Raw genomic sequence first — 1,656 nt, 5'->3', positions numbered from 1 at the left:
TTTTCATAATTAAAATATTTATAAATGATTTAGAAGTTTCAATTAACTCTTGTCATAAGTAAGAAAAAACTTACGGAGGAATAGTTGAAAAATGATAGTGTTTACACATAGGTGTATCTTTAAAAGATCTCTGATTGAAAAAGGAGAGTTGGAAAAAGTCGAAGAATGACTGTTGTAAAATTAATAGATTGAAAAAGCAAATGCAAGAGTATAAATACCTATTTTAATAGGCATTGATTTCATTGAAGCAATAAGAAATGCTTTTATAAAATATTTTATTGAAATAATGCAGCAAGCAGCTTTTGATACCAGAAACATCCGCAGGAAGTATAAGAGGCAGAAAAGAAATTTTATAATTGCCAGTAAATAAAAAAGAGGCCAATATACTGACCTCTTTCAATTTATAAATTTGTCAAACTACTTTACAATTATCAATTGTTTTGTATCAATTTTATTAGAATTTACGTATAGAGTATAATTATAAGTACCGGCAGTAAGTTCACCGACATTCATATTAATCTGGCCTTCCCCTTTTGAAATATTAAAAGTCCTTAACACACTGCCCTTCATATCAGAAATTAAAATTTGCGCATTCCTTGTATCGTTTGGTGTATAGTAACTTATGACTGTACTGTTGGTTAAAGGGTTAGGAGTATTTTGTTTTATAAATGCAGAAGTAGGTGTAATATTTACTCCTGGTTTTGTTATACTTTGTAGTAAGGTTTTTAATTCATCAATTTCCAATTGTTGCTTATTAATCTGGTTTTGTAAATCATTAATTTTTTTATCCTTGCTCACGTTCAGCTCCTGCATTCCCTTGATAATAATAGGAATAAGCTCTGTATAATTTACAGCTTTAAAATCAATTATTTCTGATGCTTGTGTTGCTGCAGCTTTTGTTTGTGCTGGGTTTGACTCAATCTTCATACCGGGTAGTGCCATTCGCGTATCAAACTTAGTATCTTTTACCAGGTTAGGGAGTACCTGCTCGAGGTCTTGGGCAATGAGGCCAAAATGCGTTCCTTGAGGCAAATTCATTAGTTTAAAATTTCCATCCTGGCGAAACTCATATACTTTCGGCCTTAATTTATTAATAACGTCCATTGCACTTTCGAGGTTCGTAATGTTTTGTTTTAATTTCCTGTCAGAACCTAAATAGCTGCCACCGCTGTAGACATTACCGGCAAAATATCCGGCATAAGTACCTCCGCTACCAAAAATACCCGAACCATAACGACAATAGCCCGCTACACCATAACCATACGAATCATTGTTTCCATATACTCCTGTCGGATTTCCTGCACCTCCTCCTCCGGTATAGCCGTAGATGGCAGTTTGTACACCGCTATACCCATAAAGGCCAAAAGAGCTTCCACTTCCATACACACCTATACTTCCACCCTGGCCAAACATACCATAACCACTGCTGCTACTGGCATTGCCAGAAATACCATAACTGCCCCCATTGCCATAAACGCCCACAGTTCCTGCATTTCCAAAAACACCATAATTGCCAGTAGTATAACCGTAAACTCCATAATCAACTCCTGTTCCATAAACGCCATAAGTACTTCCACTTCCGTATACTCCACTGCCTGAACTGTTGTAACCAAAAATACCGTTGTTGCCAACATACAGTCCGCTACTAATTGAGGC

1 protein-coding gene is annotated in these 1,656 nt (G+C 35.8%); it reads right to left on the bottom strand.

The features are described 5' to 3' along the window. Positions 1-417 precede the first annotated feature (417 nt). A partial coding sequence (locus B154_RS0123950) for a tail fiber domain-containing protein (RefSeq protein WP_018616899.1) occupies positions 418-1,656 on the bottom strand: 1,239 nt, incomplete at its 5' end.

The organism is Segetibacter koreensis DSM 18137 (assembly GCF_000374045.1).
Classification (GTDB): Bacteria; Bacteroidota; Bacteroidia; order Chitinophagales; family Chitinophagaceae; genus Segetibacter; species Segetibacter koreensis.
The sequence above is the reverse complement of the archived record's forward strand: the minus strand, read 5'-3'. Positions and strand labels throughout refer to the sequence as shown.